The sequence below is a fragment of the Mesorhizobium sp. 01N446 genome (assembly GCF_056399285.1).
This window is the reverse complement of the sequence record NZ_JBFTRA010000002.1, coordinates 1001179-1022262: the sequence shown is the minus strand read 5'-3', so window position 1 is coordinate 1022262 and position 21084 is coordinate 1001179. Positions and strand designations below refer to the sequence as shown.

Annotated in this window: 21 protein-coding genes; 6 read left to right on the top strand and 15 right to left on the bottom strand. The window is 64.1% G+C overall.

What is annotated here, in order from left to right; all coding sequences use genetic code 11:
• Positions 1 to 318: a DUF982 domain-containing protein gene (locus AC1DPX_RS13270; protein WP_446721198.1), complete on the bottom strand. Its 318-nt coding sequence runs from the start codon at positions 316 to 318 to the stop codon at positions 1 to 3.
• Between the two features lie 84 nt (positions 319 to 402).
• Entirely contained in the window at positions 403 to 684 is a 282-nt protein-coding gene (locus tag AC1DPX_RS13265) for a DUF982 domain-containing protein (protein ID WP_477237176.1), read from the bottom strand.
• A gap of 86 nt (positions 685 to 770) precedes the next feature.
• Here AC1DPX_RS13265 and AC1DPX_RS13260 point away from each other — a divergent pair, with 86 nt between their 5' ends.
• The 3 genes from AC1DPX_RS13260 to AC1DPX_RS13250 are packed head-to-tail and all read left to right on the top strand — an operon-like array spanning position 771 to position 2262.
• Positions 771 to 1382 carry a YdaU family protein gene (locus AC1DPX_RS13260; protein WP_477237174.1) on the top strand — a complete coding sequence of 204 codons (612 nt, stop codon included), beginning with the start codon at positions 771 to 773 and terminating at the stop codon, positions 1380 to 1382.
• The gene (locus AC1DPX_RS13255; RefSeq protein ID WP_477237172.1) at positions 1303 to 1608 is read left to right on the top strand and encodes a hypothetical protein; all 306 of its coding nucleotides are present in this window, start codon (positions 1303 to 1305) and stop codon (positions 1606 to 1608) included. Before AC1DPX_RS13260 ends, AC1DPX_RS13255 begins: the two co-directional genes overlap by 80 nt.
• 60 nt (positions 1609 to 1668) lie before the next feature.
• The gene (locus tag AC1DPX_RS13250) at positions 1669 to 2262 is read left to right on the top strand and encodes a DUF6456 domain-containing protein (protein ID WP_477237170.1); all 594 of its coding nucleotides are present in this window, start codon (positions 1669 to 1671) and stop codon (positions 2260 to 2262) included.
• A gap of 58 nt (positions 2263 to 2320) precedes the next feature.
• Here the strand turns inward: AC1DPX_RS13250 and AC1DPX_RS13245 are convergent, their stop codons facing one another.
• The 10 genes from AC1DPX_RS13245 to AC1DPX_RS13200 form a co-directional block, all read right to left on the bottom strand.
• Complete coding sequence (locus AC1DPX_RS13245; protein WP_477237168.1) at positions 2321 to 2623, bottom strand: hypothetical protein; 303 nt, start codon at positions 2621 to 2623, stop codon at positions 2321 to 2323.
• Between the two features lie 445 nt (positions 2624 to 3068).
• The gene (locus AC1DPX_RS13240) at positions 3069 to 5039 is read right to left on the bottom strand and encodes an acyltransferase family protein (protein WP_477237166.1); all 1971 of its coding nucleotides are present in this window, start codon (positions 5037 to 5039) and stop codon (positions 3069 to 3071) included.
• Between the two features lie 276 nt (positions 5040 to 5315).
• Positions 5316 to 8057, bottom strand: coding sequence for a hypothetical protein (locus AC1DPX_RS13235; protein WP_477237164.1), 2742 nt, complete (start codon positions 8055 to 8057; stop codon positions 5316 to 5318).
• Positions 8050 to 9474 (bottom strand): patatin-like phospholipase family protein, encoded by a 1425-nt coding sequence (locus AC1DPX_RS13230; protein WP_202358631.1) that lies wholly within the window; start codon positions 9472 to 9474, stop codon positions 8050 to 8052. The genes AC1DPX_RS13235 and AC1DPX_RS13230 overlap by 8 nt, the downstream gene beginning before the upstream one ends.
• Positions 9475 to 9947: 473 nt before the next feature.
• Positions 9948 to 10472, bottom strand: a complete 525-nt coding sequence (locus tag AC1DPX_RS13225) for a DUF2306 domain-containing protein (protein WP_477237162.1) — start codon at positions 10470 to 10472, stop codon at positions 9948 to 9950.
• 139 nt (positions 10473 to 10611) lie between these two features.
• The gene (locus AC1DPX_RS13220) at positions 10612 to 10917 is read right to left on the bottom strand and encodes a hypothetical protein (RefSeq protein ID WP_202358633.1); all 306 of its coding nucleotides are present in this window, start codon (positions 10915 to 10917) and stop codon (positions 10612 to 10614) included.
• A gap of 451 nt (positions 10918 to 11368) precedes the next feature.
• A complete protein-coding gene (locus tag AC1DPX_RS13215) occupies positions 11369 to 12196 on the bottom strand; it encodes an ABC transporter permease (protein ID WP_477237160.1) in 828 nt (275 codons plus the stop codon).
• A 2-nt stretch (positions 12197 to 12198) separates the two neighbouring features.
• Complete coding sequence (locus tag AC1DPX_RS13210) at positions 12199 to 13479, bottom strand: ABC transporter permease (protein WP_477237158.1); 1281 nt, start codon at positions 13477 to 13479, stop codon at positions 12199 to 12201.
• Between the two features lie 2 nt (positions 13480 to 13481).
• Positions 13482 to 14531, bottom strand: coding sequence for an ABC transporter substrate-binding protein (locus tag AC1DPX_RS13205; RefSeq protein WP_477237156.1), 1050 nt, complete (start codon positions 14529 to 14531; stop codon positions 13482 to 13484).
• Between the two features lie 47 nt (positions 14532 to 14578).
• The gene (locus tag AC1DPX_RS13200) at positions 14579 to 15712 is read right to left on the bottom strand and encodes an ABC transporter ATP-binding protein (protein ID WP_477237154.1); all 1134 of its coding nucleotides are present in this window, start codon (positions 15710 to 15712) and stop codon (positions 14579 to 14581) included.
• Between the two features lie 287 nt (positions 15713 to 15999).
• Between AC1DPX_RS13200 and AC1DPX_RS13195 the strand changes: the two genes are divergently transcribed.
• Positions 16000 to 17388 carry an aminotransferase-like domain-containing protein gene (locus tag AC1DPX_RS13195; RefSeq protein ID WP_477237152.1) on the top strand — a complete coding sequence of 463 codons (1389 nt, stop codon included), beginning with the start codon at positions 16000 to 16002 and terminating at the stop codon, positions 17386 to 17388.
• Positions 17389 to 17449: 61 nt separating this feature from the next.
• Positions 17450 to 18697 carry an NAD(P)/FAD-dependent oxidoreductase gene (locus AC1DPX_RS13190; RefSeq protein WP_477237150.1) on the top strand — a complete coding sequence of 416 codons (1248 nt, stop codon included), beginning with the start codon at positions 17450 to 17452 and terminating at the stop codon, positions 18695 to 18697.
• Positions 18698 to 18778: 81 nt separating this feature from the next.
• Here AC1DPX_RS13190 and AC1DPX_RS13185 read toward each other — a convergent pair whose 3' ends face one another.
• Both AC1DPX_RS13185 and AC1DPX_RS13180 read right to left on the bottom strand, forming a co-directional pair.
• A complete protein-coding gene (locus AC1DPX_RS13185; protein ID WP_477237149.1) occupies positions 18779 to 19441 on the bottom strand; it encodes a GntR family transcriptional regulator in 663 nt (220 codons plus the stop codon).
• Between the two features lie 157 nt (positions 19442 to 19598).
• On the bottom strand, positions 19599 to 20357 hold the full coding sequence (locus AC1DPX_RS13180) for a helix-turn-helix domain-containing protein (protein WP_477237147.1): 759 nt from the start codon (positions 20355 to 20357) through the stop codon (positions 19599 to 19601).
• A 201-nt stretch (positions 20358 to 20558) separates the two neighbouring features.
• On the opposite strand from AC1DPX_RS13180, the gene AC1DPX_RS13175 reads away from it, so the two are divergent.
• A complete protein-coding gene (locus AC1DPX_RS13175) occupies positions 20559 to 20741 on the top strand; it encodes a hypothetical protein (protein WP_477237145.1) in 183 nt (60 codons plus the stop codon).
• Here AC1DPX_RS13175 and AC1DPX_RS13170 read toward each other — a convergent pair.
• Positions 20728 to 20919 (bottom strand): hypothetical protein, encoded by a 192-nt coding sequence (locus AC1DPX_RS13170; protein ID WP_244730794.1) that lies wholly within the window; start codon positions 20917 to 20919, stop codon positions 20728 to 20730. The genes AC1DPX_RS13175 and AC1DPX_RS13170 overlap by 14 nt on opposite strands.
• Between the last annotated feature and the right edge of the window lie 165 nt (positions 20920 to 21084).

The following is a 21084-nucleotide window of genomic DNA, read 5'->3' as shown; positions in this document are numbered from 1 at the left end:
CTATTTGGGTATCTGCCGGCCCTGCTTGGGCATGCGGCTCTGCACGGTGCGCGGCTCCAGCCTCATGGCCGGGCCGGCTTCGGCAGCCAGGATGCCGGCGACGCGGGCAAAGCCGGTGAACACTTTCATGGCGTCGGATTCGGAAATCTGTGCCGCGATCGCGGCACTGCAAGCGTTGAGCGCGCTGCGGTAGACATGGCCACGCCGCTCGATCGGCCAGCGCTGCAGGAAATCGGCTGCGTCGCTGACGCTGTCAATCTCCTCGACATGGCCTTCCAGGGACACTTTGAGCGGCACTCCGGTTTTCAGCGTACCCACGGCGTTCACCTTCGATCTCGGCGTAGTTTTAAAGCCTATGCTTATAAACGCGCAAGGCCGCCACGCGGTTGCATCGCCCTGGCGTCACGGCCCGGCGGCGGCGTCGAGCCAGTCGTGCGCGCGGCTTCTGGGCTTCTCCACCAATATGCCCTGTTGCCGGGCGGTCTTGCTGAAGGCCTCGAAGGCGGTGCGCGGGCAGCAACTGCCCTCGACAGCCAGCCTGACCAGCCTCGCGGCTTCGACATAGGCGGTTGCCGTCTTGTCGGGCCACTGGTGTCGCAAGGCCGTCTCGGCGTCGGCCACCGAGCCGACCAGCATGGTCTTGTTGTCGCAAAAGCGCAGCGTAATCGGCATGAACGCCGTCATCGGCAAACCTCCCCTTGGAATCGACGCGTCATAACGTGCGGCCCGGCGACTGGTTCCATTAGCTTGCGTACAGGTGAGGGGCCGGCATGAGCGAGCGGCCCTTCATGCAGCTCTACGTCTCCGATTTCGTCGGCGACACCTTGCAACTCTCCACCGAGCAGATCGGCGCCTACATGCTCATCCTGATGGCGATGTGGAATGCCGGCGGACGGCTGCCCGACGATGACGCCAAGCTCGCGCGGGTGGCGCGCCTCTCGCCCAGGAGATGGCATGCCATCAGCGCCGATCTCTTGCGCTTCTTCGAGCGCGAGGCAGGCGAGATCGGCCACAAGAGGCTGACCAGGGAATTGCACAAGGCGCAGGTCAAAAGCGAGGCGAGGGCCGCCGCCGGGGCACGCGGTGGAGCCGCTACCGCCTTGAAAACAAAGGCACATGGGGCGGCAAATGCCGGCGCTTTGCCGCGGCATTCTCCAGACTCCAGAAACCAGAGTGAAAAAGCTTTTTCTTCTGCGGGTGAGAACGAAACGGCTCCCGTCTTTTCCGGGAAAAAACCCGGCTGGCACCGGCCTAAAACCCATACCGACGCCGCCAACGCCATCATCGAGGAGATCCGCAGCCATGACCGCAGCCGAATTGCAGCAGGCGACGAAGGCGCTGGCCGCGATGTTCTCATGCTTCCCGCAATCGGCCCTGACTGATGTCGAGATGCAGATGCGCGGCTATCTCGGCGCGGTGCGCGACGCCGAGCTTGCCGATCTGCAGGCCGCCATCCAGCGCTTCGTGCGCGGCGAGGTGAAAAGCGGCAACGCCCAGTTCTGCCCGTCTAGCGCGCAGCTCTGCATTGAGGTGCGGGAGCGGCGGACGATGCGCGAGCTGATGGCGAGACGGGCGGTGCAAGCGCCCGTGAAGCAGATGACTGGATGAGGTCGGCGGGACAGCGACCTCTCCACCAAAAACACCACACCCAAAAACAAGGAGCCACCCATGCCCAAGAAAGCCAAAGCCGCCAAACCGCAGGCGCCCAAACTGCCGAAGGGCGAGGCCGAGCAGGTGCGTATCCGCCGCGAGATCGGCCATGATTTCGCGCTCAGCGACGACGCCTTTGGCCGCAAGCGGCTGGCTGCCGGCACGGCTGAAGCGCGGCGCGTCTACGAAGTGTCGAATGACGGCTACAGCTCGACAGGCGGCATCGTGCGGGTGCGCAATGTCGATCCGCTCATCGGCATCACCTCGCTGTCGCGCCAGCAGCGCGAGGCCGGCCAGCGCTACCGCGAGGATTTCCAGTGCAGCCAGCAGGCCGGCGTGAAGCCGATGCGCTGGAGCGAGCGCGTCGACGGCGGCCGCCAGGGCGGCGGCATCGCTGACAGCGTGCTCGACGCCGGCCGCGCGCACGCCGCCGCAACCAGGGCGCTGGGCCACTGGGAGGTCGCGGCGGTGGTGCGGCAAGTCTGCTGCGCGGGGGGGTCGGTCAAAGGTGTGGCGGAGCAGACGGGCGAGGGGCGAGACGTGGTGACGAAACTGCTGAAGGTCGGGCTGGACCTGCTGGCGGTGCACTACGGGATGATGATGGGGCGGTGACGTGCCGGCGAAACTGATCCTGCCGGCATTGCCGGCCGGATCAGTTCACAAGATCAGCCTATCGGCAGACGCGGATTTCCTCGACGATCCTGTGATGATGACGCCTGTGGTTGATCACTTCGATGTGGCAACGGTGATGGTGTCGGTGGAAATAACGCGGCCTGTAGCCGTCATCGTAGGGGTCGTAGGGGCTGTAGACGTAACGGCTGCCATAGTTCCCATCGTAATAGTCATTGCCGCCGTAATAGTCGTTGTAGCCCCCACCGATACCGATAAAGACATGACTGCGGGCGTCGGCCGGCGCGATCATCGCCGCCGCCGAAGCAATGGCGATAACCGAGGCAAGCAGGAGCTTCTTCATGGCTACCTCCTCTTCAAGGTTGGTCTAATATAACTCGCGGGAGGCGGGCGCGTTCCATGGATTTGTGCGATATGGGCCGGACCTTGGTGCGAAATGCCTTCGACGGCCCGGAAATGTGTATTGCCTACCGAGCCCAATCCACGTCGATCTCGGTTGGCTTTGGCAACTGAAACCGGCGCAACGTTACGAGGCCCGCCGTGAAGGTTATGATGTGGATCAGGACCCCTGGGTGAACCCAGGGTTGGCTGTCGCGTGGGGGTGAATCGGCTTGGGATGGGTGTTTCTGCAAAAGGGCTGACTCCGGCGCTGCCCCTCATCCGCCTGCCGGCACCTGCCCTTCGCTGTCGCTCCGGGCGTTCACTGCTCGGAAAGCCAAGCAATTGGCTTTCCGTCCGCTACGCGGACCGCGCCTCACCCCCGTGGACGGGGGGAAGGCAGCTAACCCCTAAAACAACGCCTTCTCCAGCGGCCCCTCCAGCGTCTCGGCAAACGCCGTCGCCAGGTGGTGCCTGTCACGAAACGCCAGCTTGCCGCCGATGAAGACATGGCACTCCGTCGGGCCGCAGAAGCGGTCGGTGAGGTCGACATAGAGCGTGTCGGGCACGCTTTCGACCACGGCGCGCTCTTGTGCCGCGGTGGTGTCGTTGGCAGCCTGCGCCCTCGGCGTGTCGCAGCGCGCGGGGGCTTCGCGCCACCAGAGCGCTCGCGCCACGCAGGAATCGGCAAAGCTGTCGCCGATCGGCGTGTCGCGGATGACGGCGGTCTCGACGCCGGCCTGGCTGAAAGCCTGCAAGGTGGAGCGCAGGCCGGCCTGCCAGCGCGCGGTCTCGGCCTTGCGGCCAGCGGCGGGCATGTCGCGCGTCAGATTGCCGATCGAGAATTCCGAGATCACCACCAGGCGCGGCTTGCGGCGGATGATGTCGGCGATCGCCTGTTCGCGCCAGGCGTCGCATTCGGTGTAGTCGCGCTTCAGCACCGTGTTGAAGGTCGGCAGCCGCGAGGCGCGGCATGAGGATTTGAGATAGGTGACCACCTTGGTGTCGTTGCGCCGGGCCGCCTCGACCAGAGGCGTCGACCAGTGGTCGGCGTGCGAATCGCCGAACAGCACGATGGTGTGGGCGGCGTCCGCCGCGCCGAAGGTGCAGGGTTTGGGCTTCACCGTGTGGAAGTCGAGCAGGCAGTTTTTGTCCACGGCGCGCGCGATGGAGGGCTGTTCGGCCGCCTGTTCGATGCCGCGCTGGGCGGGGTCGATATTGCGTGTCGCCAGATGCGCATTGGTATAGGCCGCCGCCACGCCGACGCCGGTCAGCGCCAGAGCGGGGACCAGCGCTCGCGCGCCAACGGTCAGCCAGCCGAAGCGCCGTCCGGGATTCTCGATCAGGTGATAAGTGAGAAATGACAATGCCAGCGCCAGTGCGCCGCAGCCCAGGCGTTGCGCCACGCCGAGATCCGGCACCAGCATTTGCGCATAGACGATGACAGGCCAGTGCCAGAGATAGAGCGAGTAGGAGAGCGCGCCGACCCATTGCAGAGGCGGCAGCGAGAGCAGGGAAGCGGGCATCAGGGCCTGCCAGCCGGTCGGGCTGGCTGGCTCCGGCTCTTTGCCCACTCCGCCCAGCAGCACCAGCACCGTGCCGGCCACGGGGAGAACCGCGTACCAGCCGGGGAAGGGCAGGTCTTCGCTCAGGCTGAGATAGGCCGTCGCGATCAGCGCCAGGCCGAGCCAGCCCTGTGCTGAGCGCAGCCATGGCCGCTGTTGCCGCAAGGCCGCCGGCGCCAGCGTCGCCAGGCCGCCGGCGGCGAACTCCCAGGCGCGCAGCGGCGAGAAGTAGAAGGCCCAGGCCGGCGAGAGGCTGGTCAGCCACAGGCAGGCGGCGAACGAAGCGAGGCCGGCGACGCCGATCACCGCCACCGCCATGCGCTTGCCCGGATGCAGCCAGGCGGCGAACACGAGCAGTGCGGGCCAGACGAGATAGAACTGCTCTTCCACCGACAGCGACCAGAAATGGATGAAGGGATTGCTCAAGGCGTCGGCCGCGAAATAATCGAAGGACCAGCGCAGAAGCCAAAGATTAATGGCATAGGCCGAGGCGAACATGGCGCCGCGCGAATAGAGCGCCTGCTCCTGCGGCGCCAGGATGAAATAGCCGGCGCCAAGCGTCGCCAGGATGACGAACAGCGCCGCCGGCAAAAGGCGTCGGGCACGGCGGGCATAGAAGCGCCAGAGGTCGAGCCGGCCCGTCTCGGTGATCTCGCCCATGAGGTGCGTAGTGATCAGCCAGCCGGAAATGACGAAGAAGATGTCGACGCCGGCAAAGCCGCCCGGCAGGGCCGTGAGGCCGAAATGATAAGCCACGACGCCGCCGACCGCCAGCGCGCGCAATCCCTGTATATCAGGCCGAAACGATGCCGCCACGAGGCCTCCTTCGTTACCGCCCAGCCCGCCCCGCGTCTCGGCCCGGCCGGCCGATATCGCAATGCGGCAGACTTTTCGCAGTGCAACATGGCCAGAACATGGAAGCGGTTGGAAAGGGTGGGATGGCTTGGCACGCAGTGGCGCGGCCGCGAACGCCGTTCGACGATCGCGGAACCACGTTTGGCCATTGCCTGACGAGGGAGAGCTTTCCCCAACGACCCTGTGCCAGGCGGGCGGCGGGGCCGGCCTGGCGGATTCATCCTTGTCGCGTTGGCGCTAGCCTGGGTGACGGCATTGCTCCGGCGGTTCGCCGTCGATTCTGACAAGGGCAGTATGTGCCAGGAATCCGGCGGGCATCCGCAGCTGCGGCAACGTCTTCATCACGCTGTCCGACATTGCGCCATAGGTTTTGAACAGGAAATTGCCATGGACCTCGTCGGCCTTCACCTGCGACCAATGGCTGAACGCCGGTGACTGCTGCCAGTTCTCGATTTCGATCAGGGAGGGGTCGGCTTCGAGCGCATTGATGACGGCGATGCGTCGGCCTTCGGCCAGGAACAGATTCAAATTCTGTCTTTCCTCGCCCGTCTTTTCCGCCTGCCAGTCTTCGCTCGCATAGCCTTCGACGATCAGCTTCAATTTGCCCGCGCCGGCGGCCATGGCGCGCTTCATGCAACTGGTGTAGCTGGCGGCGTATTCTTTCAGGATCTTGCGCCTGATCTCGGCGCCGGGCAGCTTGAGATCGGTCAGGCTGTGGGCGCCGAAGTAGAAAGCCTTCTCTTGCGTGTCGATGCCTTTCTTGCCCCAAAACGCGGGGTCATAGGTGCCGGTAACGGGGTCGAGGAAGACCGGCAGCAGCATGCCGCCATCGCCAATCTCGTGCCCCTTGCCGTCGCTGGTATAGATCATCGTGAGGACGGTTGGGCCGGATTGCAGGTCCGGCGTGGCGGCAGGCGGCATGCTGATAATGACGGGCATGATCGGCGCCGCGGAGGCGCTGGTGGTGCAGGGACAGCCAGATGATTCCGGAATGTGCTTGGTTACGGCGTCCAGCCACTCCTTGAGGCTGTTGGCCAGGAGCCTGGCGGCTTCCATAAGGTTGGCCAGGGATTTAGGATCGAATTGCGTCGTGCTGGTTCCGATCTTTCCTGCGACGGTCTCCAACCCTTGCTTGATGTCAGCGCCGGCGGCCAGCAGGTCGGGTGCCTTCGGTTCTGGGCGTGGATCGTCGCAGTCGGGAAGCTCCGATGTCGTCGGCGTTGTATCGGCGGCGGCCGGCTTGGCCTGCGGATCGTCTCCGCCAATTCTGACATAACCTTCTTTGGTTCTCGTGGTTTCCTCCGGCATCGGGATCGGCGCGATGCGCAGGACCAATGACTTGGCGACCTCGGTAACCGGTTTGCCGTCACGGGTTTCAACAAAATAGCTATCGCCGCTGGCCAGCAGGACGCGGCCGCGCTCAAGCACGCATGAGCCCAGTTCGTTCGTGCGCGAGATGAAGGCGAATGACCTCCTCCAGCCCGGGTTTCCCGACAAGCAGGAGATGGAGGCGGTAACGAAAACCACGGCGGCCAGAAGTGCCCCGTTTCCCCATCTCATTGCAGAAACACGAACGGGCCATTTGGTCTTGCCGATATCGGTCAGAGTCTTGGCGAGCGAGACCGGCGAATCCTTCGCAGCAGCCGCGCTCGTTTTCGAGGTGTCCGCCGAATCGAAGCTTGCCCACCCCAGCGTCGGAAACTTGAAATAATTGTACGCTTCGCGGCCAGCGTCCTGGGTCGTCGTTCCAGCTTGCGGGCCGTACGACGTCCGGGAAACACTTTCAAAAAGCGCTCCTCGCAGATCGCCCATGATGCCATCGCGCGCAACGCGTCCAAACACCACCGACACGAAATAGCCAATGGCCGCAGCGGCTCCCGTCAGTGGAATGATCCAATTCTTGAAGGCCAGATTGTTGTCGAGGAAGACCAGTATGATGGCGACGATCAGTGCGGAAAGTGCCCCCATGCTCAGCGTCAGATAACTTGAGAAAAGGCCCCTTTTCTCGATCCTTTGGGCGTGTTCCCGGGTCGCATCCTTGAAAGCGTCCACAGAAGCCTCGGTATAGAACTCACGGCCGATGTTGCCCGCATAGCCCTTGGCGTAGTCGAGAAAATTGTTGTAGCGGACGAGGAAGCGATGGGCCGTGACCATAGCAGTCGCTGCCGCGATGAACTCGGGATCTGCCGCCAGAATGGATCGGGCACCTGCTGTCGGGATTGGGTTGGCCGACACCGGTGCACCAGTCTCGAGCGGCAAGGGAGCGTCGGCCGCGAGCTGCGGATCGGTGATCCAGTTGTTGCTCTTCGACGTGAAGTCGTCGATCGCCGCGAGCATCTTGCGGACCCTCACCTGGTCCGCCGTGAACAAGGCTAAGGCCTGGTTGAATTCATCCTGGACCCGGTCGAACAACCGCTTGGCGTTCGACTGATAGGTGACGATGTCCATCTCCTCGGCCATGCGCTTGGTGCTGGTGAGGTCGAGCAGGCGGTTTATCTCCTTGACGGTGTCGCCACTGGAGATGGCAACTCCGTCTATGCCGTCGAGCGCCTGCTGCTCCTCATCGCGTCGGGCCTTGCCTTCTTCCGGAGTATAGCTGTTACCCAGATCCCTTGGGGACGCCAACGAATTGGAGCTTTTGCCGTAGAAAATGGCTGGGTTCTGGCGCCGGCTGGCCAGGATATAGACACCATGAAGGAAGGTTTCGGCAGCTTTGTTGAGGTCCCGCATGGATGATACGAGTGCGGTTTTAGCAGTCTTTACAGCTTCATCTGCTTCGTTCAGCTGCGCTTCGAGACCCTTGGCATGCGGCCGTTTGTTGGCGGAGTTCTGCAGCTGTTCGAGCGCGCTCAGGCCCGCATCATAGCTGCCGATCAGGCCCTTCACTTTCGGATCGAGACCATTCAGCGCCTTGACGAAAACAACTTCCGCATCTTCATCCTTTTTCACGATGGCCGGCTCAATCGTGCTCTCATCCATGATTCGGTCCCCCTTGGAGGTCTTTCAGAAATTTGTGGGCGCGCATCAGGCCTGCCATGAACAGATCCATGATCTCCTTCTCGTCCATGGAGAAGTTGAGCCAGTTGGCGTCCTTGACGTCGATGGCGGCCAGGTGGAATGGAAACCGCGCGGGCATTGTCGAGCCGGCGCCGATCTGTCGCCTTTTGAATACCTTCTCCCTGCGTTCAAGCGCGGCGATGGCGTCGCGGTCGCGCTGGTCGCGGACCATGAAGCCGACAGTTCCAATATCCTCGGCGAGGCTGCTGAGACGGGCGCGACGACGGTAGGGCTTGGTCGGGCCGGCGCTCATCAACGGAATGGCGATGGTCGGCACATCCGGAAGGATCGTGCTGAACGCATCGACAGGGAGATTGGAGAAGATGCCGCCGTCGAGAAATGCCACCTCGCCGATGGTAGACAGTTCGTGGAGCTTGTCCTCGTTTGCCAGATGCTTGAACCTGTCTTTGACGAAGGCCGACCATGTGTCTTTGTTGACGTCGAAGACGGCAGGCTCGAAGAAGAACGGGATCGACATCGACGCCCGCACCAAAGCTGCCGGTGAATTCGTGCCGGTCTCGGCTGAGAGATACTGGATGTCATCGGGAAACTGGAATTTCACCCCGATCGGCGTGCAGGCCGCCATCACCTGAAGCAGGTGTCTGCCGTCCTCTTCCACGAGTTCCAGGGCCGACAGAGGCTTTACCCCCTGCAGCCTGACGGCGCCTATCGCCGCGTTGAGCTGCTTCGAGATGGAGGTCAAACGGGCGAACAGGTCGTCGACGGTTCGCAGGCCGTGCTCGGCCAGCACGCCGCGAACCCAGTCTTCGAAGGCGTTGCCCGGGTTGAGCCCGCGTGTGTGCTGGATCTGGCGAAGGGCACCGAGCCAGGCCGGCCATGACGAAGGCGAGAAGGACGGCCGGTTGAGCAGGAACTGCTTGATGAGCCTGCGTGTCCGGTACGGCCCATCGATGAAGGCGCTCATAGGCATGGCGCTGACGATGTCCACCACCTTCTTATGCGTCGGGTTGAGCAGATCGTCGCCGCGCACGGCGGCCATGCCCATGGCCATGATGGCGCCGGCCGAGGCGCCGGCGACGCCAGCGAAACGAACCCCGATCGTTTCCAGGCCGGTGACGAAGCCGGCATGCGCGATTCCCAGCACGCCGCCGCCCTGAAGGATGATGTTGGCTATCCTGTACGTGTTTTCGCGGGGCGGAGGCGTTTCTGGTGGCGCAGCGGCATTGAAGAATTTCAGATCATGGGAGGTGGAATCCGCGGTCTTGCTCGCGACGGCCTTTAACCAGAAAAACTCGTCAACCTCCGGCCGCTCGCCGAGATCTACGATCTCGCTAAGCAGGCTGATGACGCCCGGATCGTTCCAGACATCCAAGGTCATTGGCTTCGCCCCCGCGAACCCCGACTGTCGCGCTGCGTTGCCGAAGACCCCAATCTTCGGATCTTGCGCCGGGGTGCACCCTCATGGTGCCGTCATCCCCTGTTGGTTCAGCCTTTCTTTCGAGCCATTCGGCACCTTTGTTTAGGCTATGCTTTATTAGGGCGCCACATTGGTCTCGTCGTCAAGTCGTTTCTGGGCTCAACTTGGCCTTGGCGTGAAAACATAGAGAGCGTATCCATTCATTTCCTACTTTCCAGATGTCTGAACAGCAGCCGGCAGGAAATTGCAGCATGCCGGCAGATATGATTGCGGCCGCTTGCTTTGGTCCCGGTCGGTCAGGCCCGATGCTGAAAGCAAAGCGTGAATTGAACAGTGTTGATCTGCTGCAATTTTCGCCGGATCCAATCTGAGTCAGGGATCGATCAAGGCCGCGGGAGGCAGTGCGGCGCGGCCAAATTCCACGGGCAATTGGATCAGGCGCTGGGAGATGTTTTCGGGCGCGGGGCCGCGGCTCTTGCACCACGCGCGGCATAGAGGCCGGCCGCTGCCGCCGCGACGACCAAGGCGGCGAAGATCGCCAGCTTCTGTGGCGTCGCGCCTTGCGGGCCGAAGGCGACGGCATACATGGTGCGGCCGGGAATGAAGGTCAAAAGCCCGGTGATAACAAGGCCGAAAATGTAGGTGCCCTGCATGATGCGGCGGTGGGCGGCGATGTTGCCGCCGCGCGCGGCGCGCACGCCGCGCCACAACATCACCAGCACCAGCAGCGACAGAAGGTGGATCGGGCTGAAGGGTCCCCACAGCCGGATCGTCCAGATGAACAGGCCGGAGCCGGCGACCGTCGCCATCAGCGCCACCCAGACGCGGCCGAGCGCGCGGTGCAGTGGGTCGCCCTTGGTGCGCCACAGTTGCAAGGCTCCGAGCAGCAGCGCCGCGATGGCGATCAGCGCATGGAGCTGGATGACGGGCGAGGCATGGAGCAAAGGGTCGAGCGACATCGGTGTTCTCCGCGAGATGGCGGATTATGGCCGAGGGCGCGCTGGGGCGGCAAGGGTGTATGGGTGACGACCGACGATGCCGCTATCGACAAAACAGCCCCGCATGCGGGGCTGTTTTGCATGGGTCGTGGCGGGTGCGTTACTTGCTGCCGCCGTTGGCCTTGACGCTGCTGCAGAATTCCGGATGGGCGTTGGTGGGGTTGGCGTTCTTGGCTTCATCCTCGCAGGCCGCCATCACCATCTTCTGGTCGTCCGGCGTCAGCGCCTTCCAGGCTTTGACGAAATCGTCATTGCCGCGCAGCGTCTTCATGCTGGAATCGGTGTAGAAGGGCTGCATCTTGGCCGGATCGTCGAGAGCGGATGTGCCGGTGCTTCCCGCGGCGAGAGCCGAACCGGCGACCATTGAAAGCGCCATTGCGCCAAGGCAGATCATTTTGATATTCATGATAGGTTCCTTCCCTGTTGCTTTGTGACCGTCGAAGCAACGATCAAGAGCGTAACGGGAGGATTTGGGCAAAGTTCCAGTTTTTCGGGCGACGTGAACCCAATTTTCTAAAAATATATCATTCGGAAGCTTAGAATTTTCCCGGGGGTCGTCCGTGTGCGCGGGAGAAAGCTCTTTTGTTTCCACATCACCGCACAGGATACTGCCCACACATCTCAGCCTTGGCTGGCGCTGGGTCGTTCGGACGTCGCGCGTCCGGCGGTCTGAAAACTTCCCGGCTCCCTGATTGTTCCACGCCGGCCGCCTCGAAAAAGGCCCCACCGGCGAGCCGGCGGGGCATTGATCGGAGGTCTGCGATCGCCCGCGAGGCGATCCCAAAAGCAACGGGAATGGTGCGCGACAAGTTTCACTGTTTTGCGCACCGGATCACTGAGCCTGTCGAAACCTTGCTCTAACCGCTTGCTATCCGCCGGCCCTGGCCGCGCCGGGCGAGAAGGTTCGCCACAACCAGCAGCACGATCGACAGCGCCATCATCAGCGTCGCGGCGGCTGTGATGGCGGGCGAGAGTTTTTCGCGCAGGCCGATGAACATTTCGAGCGGCATGGTGCGCTGGCCGGCACTGGCCAGGAACTGCACCACAACCACCTCGTCGAAGGAGGTGACGAAGGCGAAGGCGGCGCCCGACAGCACGCCGGGCAGGATCAGCGGCAACATCACGCGGAAGAACGAAGTCAGCGGCCTGGCGCCCGAAATGGCGGCGGCGCGCATCAGATTGCGGTCGAAGCCGGTGAGGCTGGCGCCGACGGTGACGACAACGAACGGGCTGGCAAGTGCCGTATGCGCCAGGATGATGCCGGCATAGGTGCTGGCCAGCCCCACGCGGGCATAGAACAGGTAGGAGCCGACGGCAGTGATCACCACCGGCACGATCAGCGGCGAGAGCAGCAGCGGCATGACGATGCGGCGGCCGGGGAATTTCTCGTTCGACAGCGCGATGGCCGTCAGCGTGCCGAGCGTGGTGGCGATCAGCGTCGTGCCGAAGGCGACGATCAGGCTGTTGCCGATCGCCGACTGCCAGCGCTGCGTGCCCAGCACCACCTCGTACCAGCGCGTAGACAGGCCTTCGAGCGGAAAGATGAAGAAGGCGCCGCTGTTGAAGGAGAGCGGCACCGGGATGAGGATCGGCACCAGCAGGAACAGAATGACCAGCCCGCACCACAGCCAGAGCAGCGCGACGCGGATGCGTTCACCAGGGGTGGGGTAAGGCGACAGCAGCATGGCTACACCATCTTCAGGCGGTCGAGGCCGAGGATCCGGGCGAAGATGCCGAACAGGGCCAGCGTGAAGACAAGCAGGATGAAGCTCAGCGCCGCCGCCATCTCCCAGTTCAGTTCGACATTGACGTAATTGGCGATGAAATTGCTGATCAGCTGGTCGCTGGCGCCGCCGATCAGGGCGGGCGTAATGTAGTAGCCCAGGCACAGGATGAAGGTGAGCAGGCAGCCGGCCATGATTCCGGGGAAAACCTGCGGAAGATAGACGCGCCGGAAGGCGGTGAAGGGCTTTGCGCCGAGCGAATAGGCCGCCTTCATCTGCGAGGGCGCGATGGTGCGCATGACGGAATAGATCGGCAGCAGCGTGAACGGCAGCTGGATATGCGTCATGGCGATGATCAGGCCGATGCGGCTGTACATCAAGTCGAGCCGCTCGGAAGCGAAGCCGAGCCACAGAAGCATGTCGTTGACCAGGCCGAATTTCTGCAAGAGCACCGTCCAGGCGGCCGTGCGCACCAGGATCGAGGTCCAGAAGGGCAACAGCACCGCCACGATCAGGATCGCCGCCAGCCCTTTCGGCACGCTGGAGATGAGATAGGCGAGGGGGAAGCCGAGTAGCAGCGTGGCGAGTGTGACGGAAGCGGCAACGAAGAAGGTGCGCAGGAACACTTGCAGGAAGATCGCCTGTTGCGGCGGCACCCGCTCGATGCCGCCATCGGCGTTCCAGCGGAGGTCGAGGGCGCTCAAGAGATAGAACGAGGTGATGGCGTGGGTGCCGTTGGCGATCACCGGCCAGGTGCCGGGCGCCGACCAGAAGGGCACGGCTTTCATGATCTCGAGTGGCGGCTTGCCGCCGGCGCCTTCGAGCTGGCGCACGGTTTTCAGCACCTGGCTGCGGGCGCCGGGCAGGCGAGCGTTGAGCGCCTTGGCCAGTTCATAGGCGGTGCCCTTGGCCTGGTTCTCGCTGAGGTCGGCGGCGAGCGCGATGAAGGCGGCGTCACCGGGCAAGCCCTGGCCGTTCCAGTCGGCAAGGGCGGCGCTGGTGCGCGGCAGGGCGTCGGCGATGGTCGGGTCGTAGACGGCGCGCGACAGCAACAGCACGATCGGGATGCCGAAACTGAGCGCCAGAAGCAGGAGCAGGGGTGCGGCCAGCGCCAGCGAACGCAGCCGGTCGCCGAATTCGGCGCGCCGCAGCGCCGCCGACGCGGTTCCGGGATCCGCGCCGGCGGCCGGCCGGCCGCGGGCCAGCGCGGGCCGGTCGAGTTCGCTGGGCAGCAAGGCCGACATGCTTACTGCGCCAGCCAGGCGTTGAAGCGCTTGACCAGGTCCTCGCCATAGTCGCCCCAAAACTCGGTGTCGGCGACGAGGTAGGCGCCGGCCAGATGGTCCGGCGCGTTGGGCAGTTTGGGCAAGGCATCGGCCGCGACGAAGGACGCCGCATCGGTGCGCACCGGCCCGTAGGTGATGTAGCTGGCGAGCCTGGCGTTGTTTTCCGGCTTGGAGATATAGGCGAGGTATTTGTAGGCGAGTTCAGGGTTCTTGGCGCCCTTCGGGATGGCGATCATGTCATATTCGAGGATCTGGTTGTTCCAGACGATCTTGAAGGGCTTCTTGTCGGTGTCGATGGCATTCTGGATGCGGCCGTTCCAGGCCGTGGTCATCACCACTTCCTGCGAGGCCAGCAACTGCGCCGGCTGCGCGCCGGCATCCCACCAGACGATGTCCTTCTTGATGGTGTCGAGCTTCTTGAAGGCACGGTCGACACCTTCCGGCGTCGCCAGCACCTTGTAGACGTCGGCGGGCGCGACACCGTCGGCCATCAGCGCCCATTCGAGGTTCTGCGCCGGGAATTTGCGCATGGCGCGCTTGCCCGGGAATTTCTTGGTATCGAAGAGGTCGAGCACCGAGGTCGGGGCTTCCTTCAGCACGGTCGGGTCATAGGCGAGGATGTCGCCGTAAGCATCGAGACCGACACCGCAATCCAGCGCCGAGCCCTCGATGAATTTGTCGCGCGGCCCGATCTTGGAATAGTCAAGGCGTTCCAGAATGCCGGCGTCGCAGCCCTGCAGCACGGTCGCGGTTTCGACCGTCACCAGGTCGATCGGCACGTTGCCGGTGTCGACCATGGCTTTGACCTTGCCGAGATCGCCGAGATATTCCTGCTCGAGGATTTTTGCGCCGGTTTCCTTGCTGAACGGCTCGAACCAGGCCTTGCGCTGGGCGTCCTGCCAGGCGCCGCCGCTGGCCATGATCGACAATTCGTCGGCGAAAGCATGGCCGATGCTGAAGAGTGCAGTGGCGGCGGCCAAAGCCAGCATCCGGGTCTTCGCGATTCTCATTTTTCTTCCCCTGTTTTTGAGATGGATCGGTTCTTGAGATTGCTGGTTCAGGTCGCCTTCGCGGTCGAGGCATCAGCGGGAAAGGCGCGGCAGTCCTGCGGTGCGCAGGAGACTGTCACGGCCTCGCCATTGGCCATGGTCGCCTCGGGGCCGACCTTGACGGTCAGCACCTGGTCGTTGCCGAGCCTGGCCAGAAGCCGCAGATGGTCGCCGAGGTAGATGCGGCCGTCGACTGTGGCCGGCAGTGCGTTGCCGCCGGCCGGCATAAGGCTCAACCGCTCGGGGCGGATGGCGACGTGACAGGCGGCGCCCTGCGCCACGCCGATGGCAAGCGCGGTGAGTTCGCCGCCGCCGGTCAGACGTACGCGGCATTCCTTGCCGGAGATGCGGTCGACGACGCCGTCCAGCGTGTTGTTCTCGCCGATGAAGCTCGCCACGAAGGAACTTTGCGGGGCGTTGTAGAGATCGTCGGGTGAGCCGAGCTGGGCGATGGCGCCATTGTTGAAGACGGCGACGCGGTCCGACATGGTCAGCGCCTCGCTCTGGTCGTGGGTGACATAGACGATGGTGACGCCGAGCATGGTGTGGATCTGCTTGATCTCGAGCTGCATGTGCTCGCGCAATTTCTTGTCGAGCGCGCCGAGCGGCTCGTCCATCAGCACCAGGTTTGGCTCAAACACCAGCGCGCGGGCCAGCGCGACGCGCTGCTGCTGGCCGCCGGAAAGCTGCGCCGGCTTGCGGTCGCCGAACTGCTTCAGCCGCACCATGTCCAGCGCGCGGCCGACACGGCCGGCGATATCGGCCTTGCTGACCTGGCGCACGGAGAGCGGGAAGGCGACGTTCTCCGCCACGCTCATATGCGGGAACAGCGCGTAGTTCTGGAATACCATGCCGATGTTGCGCTGGTATGGCGGCAGGCGGTCGACCGGCCTGCCTTCCAGCGTGATGGTGCCGCTGGTCGGCCGTTCGAAGCCGGCGAGCATGTTGAGCGTCGTCGTCTTGCCCGAACCGGAAGGGCCAAGCAGGGTCAGGAATTCGCCGCGCGCCACGCCAAGGTTCAACCGCGTCACCGCGAAGGCGCGGCCGTCATAGGATTTCTCGACATCGACGAAGTCGACGAAGGCCGGCCCTGGCGCCGAGGCCGGAGATGACGGCAAAACGGCCTGACGGGCGGCGCTCATCGTGCGCGATCCCGAAACGTGCAGGCTGAAACACTATGCGGCTTGTGATGCATGTTTCCATCCCATCGGAAGCCCGCGTCTCGTGGGCCGTCCAAACTTGTATGCTCACACAATCTATCTGAATTCGAGCATAGATGCAGACAACTTTGGGCGTCAAGCCGATATTTATCGCGATTGTGTGATATTTCTGCCTGACAAAGCCTAATTGACGTCACACAAGCGCTATTGTCCGGCGATTTGTCTTATGCTAAGCCCACGACAAATCCGAAGCCCCGAATCCTGTCCGCATGCTAAGTGATCTCCGCCTTACCGAGGATGAAAGTCCGGTCTACCGCCGTCTCGCCGACGCGATCGCCGAGCGTATTGCCGCCGGCACGCTGGCGGTCGGCGACCGGCTGCCACCGCAGCGCGACATTGCGCGGGCGCTCGGCATCAACGTCACCACGGTGACGCGGGCGCTGGCGACGTTGCAGCAGCGCGGCCTGCTCGAGGCGCGGCCGGGGCGGGGCACGACGGTGGCGGCCCGCCAGGCCGGCGAGCGGCCCGGCTTCGTCTCGGCGCCGAGCGACGAGAGCGGCATCATCGACCTCTCGGTCAACCGGCCCGCCACCTCGGCCTATCTCGACGCGCTGGCGGCGCTTTTGCCGCGCCTGCCCAGGGATCCGCACTATGCCTCGCTGCAGGATTACCATCCGCCGGAAGGGCCGCTCTGGGCGCGCGCGGCGATCGCCGATTGGTTGAAGCCCGTTGCCGGCGACGGCGACCCCGGCCGCGTGGTACTGGCGGCGGGCGCCCAGCACGGGCTCGACTGTCTGCTTGGCGCGGTGACAAGGCAGGGCGAGGTGGTGCTTGCCGACGAGGTGACCTATCAGGGCATCAACGCGCTCTGCCGGGTGCATGGGCTCGATCTCAGGGGCGTCGCCATGGATCGCGGCGGCATGCGGCCGGATGCTTTCGACGCCGCCTGCGCGCAGCTCCGCCCCCGCGCGGTATTCCTGGTGCCGACGCTGCACAATCCGACGACCATTACGCTAAGCGAAGCGCGCCGCCATGAGCTTGCGGCTGTCGCGCGCCGCCACAATGTCTTGATCATCGAGGACGACGTCTACCGGCCGCTGGCCGACGAGGCCTTGCCTTCCTTTGCCAGCCTGGAGCCGGAACTGACGGTGCATATCGGCGCGCTGTCGAAATGCCTGGCGCCGGGGTTGCGGCTCGGCTTCGTCATCGCGCCGCGCGCCATTGCCGGCCAGGTCGCGGCGGCTTTGCGCATTAATTGCTGGAGCATCAGCCCGCTGACGGCGCTGATCGGCGCGCGCATGATCGAGGACGGGGCGGCGGCGCGCATCATCGAGGTGCAGAAACAAGAGCTGCGCCAGCGCCAGGCAATCTTGAGCGAAATCCTCGGCCGCTACGATGTGCAGAGCCAGCCGAGCGCGACCCATGCCTGGCTGCGCCTGCCCGAGCCCTGGCGCGGCGCCGGCTTTGCCCGCACTTGCCTGGAGCGCGGCGTGGCCCTTCTGCCGGGCGATGCCTTCGCCGTCGGCCGCGAGCCGGTGCAGCATGGCGTGCGCATCAATGTCGGTGCGGCGCGCTCGCAGGACGATCTGCGCACCGCGCTGACCACCATGGCCGAGTTGTTGTCGGCCGGGCATCTGCAATTGCCGGGTTTTGTCTGATGCCGGCCGCCCAAAAGTGCGCCGCGGTTTTGGGACAAGGACAGGCTTGAGGGAACAACAAGTGACAGCTTCGAAGAGTGTCGAGATCGCCGTCATCGGCGCCGGCGTGGTCGGGCTGGCGACGGCGCTGCGGCTGGCCAGCGACGGCCGCGAAGTCGTGCTCGTCGATCCCAACGAGCCCGGTTCCGGCGCCTCGTATGGCAATGCCGGCACGCTGGCCGAATATGCCTGTATGCCGGTCGGCAATCCGGCGGTGCTGCGCGCGCTGCCAAAGCTGCTTCTCGACGCCGACAGCCCTTTCTCGCTGCGCTGGACAGCACTTCTGCATCTGGCGCCGTGGCTCACTCGCTTCGTCAGGCAATCGCTGCCGGCCGCCACCCGTGCCAACGCCGTGGCGATGGCCGGCCTGCTGGCCGATTCCCTGCCGGCCTGGGAGGAGATGGTTGTCGAGGCCGATGCCCGGGATCTGCTGCGCCGCAATGGCTGCCTCTATCTCTATCGTCGCCCGGGCGATCTTGCCGACGGCGCGTCGAGCCGGGCGCTGCGCGCCGAATTCGGCGTGGACCAGGCGGTGCTGAGCCCCGGCGAAGTGGCAGCACTCGAACCGAACCTGCCGGCGGTGCAAGGCGGCGGGCTGTTCTTTCCGCAATCAATGAACCTGACCGATCCGCAGACCATGATGGCGCGGTTGTTGAAAGCGGCCACTGACCGGGGCGCAACCTTGCTGCGGGGCGAGGTGACAGCGTTGCGGGCCGATGCCGGTGGCGTCGAGCTCAGCGGTCCCGCCCTGCGGCTCCGCGCCAGCAAGGTGGTGATCGCCGCCGGCGCCTTCTCGCGGCCGCTGGCGGCACAGGCCGGCGACCGCATCCCGCTCGAAACCGAGCGCGGCTATCACCTGGAATTCGCCACGCCGGCGCCGTTGCTGACGCGGCCGGTGTGCCCGGTCGATCTCGGCTTCTACATGACACCTATGGCCGGCCGGCTGCGCGTCGCCGGCACGGTCGAGCTCGGCCGGCTGGCCTCGCCAATCAATCCGCGCCGCCTGGCGCTGCTCGATCGCGGCGTGCGCCAGTTCTTCCCCGCGCTGGGCCAGCCATCGTCAAAATGGCTGGGCTTCCGGCCATCGCTGCCGGATTCGAGGCCGGTCATCGGCCCGTCGCCCGGCAATGCCAACGTCATCTACGCCTTCGGCCATGGCCATCTCGGGCTGACGCTTTCGGCCATCACCGCGCGGCTGGTGGGCGACCTCATCGCCGGCCGCCGGCCCAACAGCGAAAGACTTGCGCCGTTTTCAGCTGGGCGGTTTTAGCTGTTTTCGCCGATCTTTACCGCTAGCGCCGCCCCTCATTGCCCTGCCGGCAGGCAGGTGAGGGGCAGCGCCAACCTGGCCCTAGCCAGCCGCCGTCCCGATCTCCTGGAGATAAAACACCTTGCTCGGCTGCAGATGGTCGACGCAGAGCTGCGCCAGTACCCAATTGTCCCGGCGCTTCAGCGCCTCGATCATCATCGCGTGGTGCTGGCGCGAGACGTCGAGCTTCTCCCTGTCGGCCAGCGAATTGGCCCGCACCGGCAGGCTGAGGCGCATGTAATGTTCGATCGAGGAGACGAGATAGGCATTGCCGCACGCCGAGAACATGGTCAGGTGGAAGCGGTCATTGGCCTCGTGGATGCCCCTGAGATAGCCATTGTCGACATGGCCGCTATAGATGCGGTGGATCTCTTCCAGTTGCGCGATCAGCGCCTCGCCGACCGGCAGCGGGATCATGAGCGCCGCCTGGCGTTGCAGCATTTCGCGCACTTCGTAGATCTGCCGCACTTCCTCGGGCGAGAGCCGGCGCACCATGGCGCCCTTGTTGCGCTCGCGGGTGACGATGCCCAGCCTCTCCAATTGGTACAGCGCCTGGCGGATGATGTGGCGCGAGACCGGGAAGCGGGCCAATAGCACATCCTCGACCAGGCGCGTACCGGGCGCCAGCCGGCCGAAGATGATGTCCTCCTCCAGCGCGTGCACCGTTTCGGCTTCCTTGCCGCCATAGTCGAAGCTGTTGAGCATCGCGTACCCCTGCTGCTCCCGGCTTCTGTCCGCCGGGGATGCCAGTCTAAAGCGGTTCATCGTTTCTCGGAAATGCCTAGCCGCCGCATTTCCATGTTCGGCGCGATTCCCAAGGGGAGGAGTGCCATGCGCTTTACCGGGAAGACCGTTTCACACCTTACGCTGGGATGGCTTGGCCTTCGCGCACAAGGCTGGCGACGAGTTGGTCGAGGAGCGGGTCGTCGAGGCTGACGGGCCGGCACATCCCCAGCATCTGCCGGAGGCTGATCCTGCCGACTGCCTGGCGCATGATGACCGACACGCAGGCCGGTCCGGAGCCGGTCAGGACGAAGGCCTTGCCGACCAGGACCGGATCCGAGAAGGGTGCCCATTGCACGGTCATGAGCGACGGCTCCCTGGTCTGGCGGCGGTTGACGCCGACGAAATAGATCCAGTTCAGCCGCGAGATGGCGACGCCATAGTGCCAGCCCAACGCCTGCGGCCTGCCTTGACGATAGCCGTCGGCCCAGCGGGTCACGCGCCTGAAAGTCACCAGCTCGGCCTCGCGCCGCACGAAGGTGACCGACCGCATGACAAGGTCGGGACGGTCCGGAACGGTGAAGTAGGTGAAGTAGGCGCCGCCGGCGATGGCGGGAGCCGGGCCGCGCACCATGTTCTCGTAGAGCGCCTGGTGGGTCGGCAACAGGGCCTTGCGTTCGGGCGCGGAGACTTCCGGCGCACGGTACAATTCATCCTCGTCGATGCCGAAATAGTCGCAGATCAGCTTGGCGGTCGCCCGGTTGGGCACGCTCTTGCCTTGCAGGTAGCGTTCGAACTGCGAGCGGTTCATGTTCAGTCCGCGGCATACGGCGGCCACCGACGGATGGCCGGAGACCAGCCGTCGCAGATTCGCGGCAAGATTCCTGCGAATTGGCACGACACCGCCCCCTCGACAGCCGTCCGAACCATTTTTAAGCAATTGCTTATATTGCGCCAATCTCGCACAAGATCGCGCCGTCGCGAATGGGACCTTTGGACAATAGCGTGGCAGGCGAGGGGCCGGGGGATAATCCTTGCTCAGGCCAGGAACCATTGCGTGCGGCCGATCGTTGGGTCGCACGGAAGGGACATCCGAAACATGGTTGACGAGCAAGAGAAGCCAACGGCTGTGACGAACGACACCGTTCGCCGTCTGGTCAATGAAACCGGCGTCACCACGGCGCAGGCCCGCGAGCTTGTCGCTTTCCTTGGGCCGCATAGCTGGACCTCGCTTTTGCGAGAGGCCCGGATATTGAAGCCCAAGGGCCCTAAAGCCGTTTGAAGTCGGCAAGCCCCAGACGCATCCTCTGGCTTTCGGCGAAGGCCAGAGCAAAGGGTTCGATCTCAAAAGATCGAGTGAGTTCCTGGTCTTCCTCAACCACGCGGACGAACCATTCGCCGCAAGCCTCGACCACTTCCACGCAAGGGCAAACCTTGCCGTTCGGCATCACGTTATCCATCGCAAGCTCCCTGGAAAGCAATGGGAAACGTCCATTTTTATAACGCTCGTCCGAAGCCGTTCTCAATATCAAATGTTAGAGGTGGCCGGGCAAATTTCGGTATCATTCCAAGCCGGTCTTTGATGCCATTGAAGGTGGTTTCAATGTCGGACTTCGCTCTAGAAG